This window comes from Pseudomonas sp. 01L34 (assembly GCF_056400265.1).
Window position 1 is genome coordinate 1 of record NZ_JBFTSX010000026.1, and the last position, 1,094, is coordinate 1,094.

1 protein-coding gene is annotated in these 1,094 nt (G+C 63.8%); it reads right to left on the minus strand.

Features of this window, described 5'->3' with window-relative positions:
• A partial coding sequence (locus AC1DQM_RS29795) for a VCBS domain-containing protein (RefSeq protein ID WP_477747254.1) occupies nt 1–1,094 on the minus strand: 1,094 nt, incomplete at both ends.

A 1,094-nucleotide genomic window follows, 5' to 3' on the forward strand; every position in this document is an offset into this window, starting at 1 on the left:
TCGGTGCCGTTGGCCAGGGTGTAAGTCCACTGGCCGGTGCTGTCGACGGCGATCGAGCCGTAAGTGCCGGCATTGGACCCGGCAATGCTCCAGGTGGCGGTGGCATTGTGATCGATGTCACTCGAGCTGAATTGGCCGCTGACGCTGAGGGTGCTGTCTTCCTGCACTGCACCAAGCTCGTTGCCGCTGGCGAAACTGAGTACGGGTGCGTCGTTGCTACCGGTGACGGTGACGGTCACCTGCTGGGTGTCGACACCGCCCAAGCCATCGCTGACCTGCACGCTGAACACTTCGTCGTGACTCTCGCCGGCCTGCAGCGATTGCACGGCACTGGCGACACCGTCGGTGCCGTTGGCCAGGGTGTAAGTCCATTGACCGCTGCCGTCGACGGCGATCGAGCCGTAGCTGCCGGTGTTTGACCCGGCAATGCTCCAGGTCGCGGTGGCGCTGTGATCGATGTCGCTTGAACTGAACTGGCCACTGACGCTGAGGCTGGTGTCCTCCTGCACGGCGCCGACATCGTTGCCCGACGCGAAGCTGAGTACGGGCGCATCGTTGTTGCCGGTGACGGTGACAGTCACCTGCTGGGTGTCGACGCCGCCGAGGCCATCGCTGACCTGGATGGTGAACACTTCATCGTGACTCTCGCCGGCCTGCAACGACTGCACGGCACTGGCGACGCCATTGGTGCCGTTGGCCAACGTGTAGGTCCATTGGCCCGTGCTGTCGACGGCGATCGAGCCGTAGGTTCCAGTTGCCGAGCCATTGATGGACCAAGTGGCGGTGGCATTGTGATCAATGTCGCTCGAACTGAACTGGCCGCTGACGCTGAGGGTGGTGTCTTCCTGCACTGCACCAAGCTCGTTGCCGCTGGCGAAACTGAGTACGGGGGCGTCRTTGCTGCCGGTGACWGTGACGGTCACYTGCTGGGTGTCGACGCCGCCSAGGCCGTCGCTGACCTGGACGCTGAACACTTCATCATGGCTCTCACCGGCCTGCAACGACTGCACGGCACTGGCAACGCCATCGGTGCCGTTGGCCAGGGTGTAAGTCCACTGGCCGGTGCTGTCGACGGCGATCGAGCCGTAAGTGCC